This is a genomic window from Butyrivibrio sp. INlla21 (assembly GCF_900116875.1).
GTDB lineage: Bacteria > Bacillota > Clostridia > Lachnospirales > Lachnospiraceae > Butyrivibrio.
In genome coordinates this window covers 1-3,519 of sequence record NZ_FPCC01000056.1, presented here as the reverse complement: position 1 = coordinate 3,519, position 3,519 = coordinate 1, and the positions used below count along the sequence as shown (strand labels likewise).

Annotated in this window: 3 protein-coding genes; 1 reads left to right on the top strand and 2 read right to left on the bottom strand. The window is 45.7% G+C overall.

The annotated features are described in order from the left end of the window. Window positions 1-89 precede the first annotated feature (89 nt). Window positions 90-1,406: a xylose isomerase gene (gene xylA / locus BM377_RS15945; protein ID WP_092250961.1), complete on the bottom strand. Its 1,317-nt coding sequence runs from the start codon at window positions 1,404-1,406 to the stop codon at window positions 90-92. 203 nt (window positions 1,407-1,609) lie between these two features. Here xylA and BM377_RS15940 point away from each other — a divergent pair, with 203 nt between their 5' ends. After that, complete coding sequence (locus BM377_RS15940; protein WP_092250959.1) at window positions 1,610-3,334, top strand: GH25 family lysozyme; 1,725 nt, start codon at window positions 1,610-1,612, stop codon at window positions 3,332-3,334. A 4-nt stretch (window positions 3,335-3,338) separates the two neighbouring features. On the opposite strand, the gene BM377_RS16450 is transcribed toward BM377_RS15940, so the two are convergent. Beyond that, the coding region (locus tag BM377_RS16450) for a hypothetical protein (RefSeq protein WP_207646925.1) at window positions 3,339-3,519 on the bottom strand (181 nt) is incomplete at its 5' end.

Genomic DNA, 3,519 nt, shown 5'->3' with positions numbered 1-3,519 from the left:
CTGGCCTCCTTTAAAAAACTAGTTAGTTTTTTCAGTTTTTTAAAGTAAACCATAGTTGCGGATTAAATCATAGGCGGATTATTTGACGCTTACAAAAGAACATTGTTTACGATGCTCTCAAGGTATTCCTGCTTTCCGGAAATAGGAAGGGCGGGAGCCTTCATGTTAAGAGCATAATCTGAAAGCTCTTTAAGGGAGACTGCATCGTCGCGGATCTTTTTGCCGATTCCTGACTCGAAGCTAGAATAACGCTCCTTGATAAAGCCATCGATGCGACCGTCTTCGATCATCTCAGCTGCCTTGATAAGACCAAGAGCGAAGGTATCCATTCCAAGGATAAATGCATAGAACATATCCTCGTAAGTATAACTTGGACGTCTGTTCTTGGAATCAAAGTTAAATCCGCCTGTAAGTCCGCCGGCCTTAAGTACTTCATACATAGCCATTGTTGCATCGTATACGTTGCAAGGGAACTCGTCGGTATCCCATCCAAGAAGCGGATCACCCTGGTTGGCATCGATTGAACCGAGCATGCCGTTGATAGCGCTGATCCTGAGCTCATGCTGGAATGTGTGCTGAGCAAGAGTTGCGTGGTTAGCTTCGATGTTCATCTTGAAGTCTTTATCAAGACCGTACTGACGAAGGAATCCGATAGCTGTGGCAGCGTCAAAGTCGTACTGATGCTTCATGGGCTCCTTTGGCTTGGGCTCGATATAGAAGTCGCCTGTAAAGCCGATGCTTCTGCCGTAATCTACAGCAAGGTGCATGAGCTTAGCGATGTTTTCCTGCTCGAACTTAACGTCTGTATTAAGAAGAGTCTCGTAACCTTCACGTCCGCCCCAGAATACGTAGCCTCTTCCGCCAAGCTTTACCGTGATGTCGAGAGCTTTTTTGACCTGAGCAGCTGCAAAGCAGAATACGTCAGCGGAACATGTGCTTCCTGCACCTGACATGAAGCGGGGATTGCTGAACATGTTTGCTGTTCCCCAGAGACACTTGATATCAGTGCCCTTCATCTTCTCGAGGATATAATCGGAGATCTCATCCAGACGTCTGTTAGTTTCATTAATATCATCTGCTTCAGGAACAAGGTCTACGTCATGGAAGCAGAAGTACTTGATTCCGAGCTTTTTCATAAACTCAAAACCTGCATCTACCTTGGCTTTGGCGTGCTCCATTGTTCCCTCTGTGCTGGCACCAAAGGATTTATCCGCTGTTCCGCGACCGAACATATCTACACCGTTGGCTCCAAGGTTGTGCCACCATGCCATGGCAAAGGGAAGGTGCTCTTCCATAGTCTTACCCATGATCACTTTCTTGGGATCGTAGTATTTAAATGCTAATGGGTTCTTACTGTCTTTTCCCTCAAATTTAATCTCGGGAATTCCTGCAAAAATTTCACTCATTGTAGATTTCCTCCTTATTTGGTTATCGTGTTGATTAATGTTAGCAGATGCTAACAGAATGGTCTAGTTAAAAATTGCTTTTTTATAATCATTTAATGCATAGAGTAAAAAAGAATAGTTTTTATAAAAAAATGGACACATTTATATGTTATAATTTTTTTTAGTGAGTGGAGAAATTTTTTTTGAGGAAGAGGAGAAGGTATATGAGAAAAAAGACCAAAGCAATTCTTTCAGTAGGTCTACTGCCTATTCTGACAGCAGCCCTATTTTTTTCGCCCGTAGCCGGCACTAAAGCATCTGCGGCAGGTGCAGAAGTTGCCACCGGAATCGATGTTTCCAAGTATCAGGGCGGTATTAACTGGCAGCAGGTTAAGGCAGCCGGTGTTAGGTTTGCAATGATCAGAGTAGGAACCACTAAGAAAGGACTCGATGAGCAGTTTGTAAATAACATCAACGGAGCTAATGCGGCAGGAATCAGAACAGGTATCTATATTTATTCCTATGCAACAACTCCTGAGGCAGCTGCAGCAGAGGCCAACCAGGTTCTTGCGTGGATAGCTCCATACCAGGTATCTTTCCCCGTTGCTATAGATATAGAAGACTCCAGCCAGAAGGGACTTAGTGCCGGACAGCTTCAGGCTATTGCAGATACATTCTGCGGCATTCTTAATTCCAATGGCTATGAGACAATGGTTTATGCGAACCGTAACTGGTTCAGAGACAGAATGCCCAATGTAGCAGCTCCCAAGTGGATCGCACAGTACGGCAACGCACTTGAGTACGGCGGAGACTACGCTATGTGGCAGTCTAGCAGTAACGGACAGTATCCCGGTATTGCAGGAAGAGTAGACGTTAACCACCTTTATACAGATTATTTCTCTCGTATTATTCCTGAGGGATTCAACAATGTTGGTGGCAATACTTTCTATTACAGCAACTATCGTAAACAGTTTGGATGGCTCAACCTTGCAGGACAGAGATATCACACAGACCCCAACGGTGTAGTTCAGACAGGTTGGTTCCAGGATGAGAGCGGAGTATTCTTCCTTGACCCCGGAGCAGGCGGACTTGCCAAGACAGGATTTGCAGACATTGAAGGTGGTCATTATTACTTTGATGAGAACGGTGTTAAGCGTACAGGTCTTTTGAACCTTGGCGGAACAATCTATTACACAGATCCCAATGGTGTGTGCCAGAGAGGATTTGTTGATCTTGAAGACGGTAAGCACTATTTTGACGAGCAGTATGTAATGCGCACAGGTCTTACACAGATCGGTGACAAGCTCTATCTATTTGCGCCCAACGGTGTTATGCAGACTGGTATGCAGGCGCTTGAAAACGGTAAGTATATGTTTGGTGCAGACGGAGTAGCTATCAGCGGATGGTTCTCCAATGAGCAGGGACAGCGTTTCTTCTTTGCGCCTGACACACATACAGCTATGGTAGGTCTTCAGAATATCGAGAATGCCAACTATCTCTTCGGACCTGATGGCGTTATGGTAACAGGATGGAGCGGTAACCTTCCCGACAAGTTCTATTTCGGACCTGACGGTAAGATGGTCACAGGCTGGAACGACATCGAGGGACGCAGATTCTACTTTGGTGCAGACGGTAAGCTTGTAGTTGGTCTTGCAGGACTTCAGGACGGCGTATATTACCTTGATCCCGCAGATGGACATCAGGTTGTAGGTTGGGTACAGCTTCCTGACGGATGGCATTACTTTGATGCCAACAACGGCAAGATGCTTGCAAATGTGAGCGCACCTCTTGATAACGTGCCTTGCACATTTGACAAGAACGGCATACTTGTTGATCCCGCAGGTTGGACACCCGGAACACCTGCTCCTGTAGCAGAGCCCGCACCCGAGGCAGCAGCTGAGGCTTCATCACAGGCTCCTGCAGCACCCGCAGCAAAGCCTGCAGGCTGATAGTTTAATAGGTGTAAGAGTCTTCACAGGCTCTTTTCCCCAAAATAAATAATAAGATTAAAGAGGATGTCGAGAGACATCCTCTTATTATTTGTATCGGCGATACAAATAAACCACCTGCTATGCAGGTGTGTCCCCAGAAAGCTTTAGCTTCAAGTAAAAAACCCCCAAGGTATATAATGAAG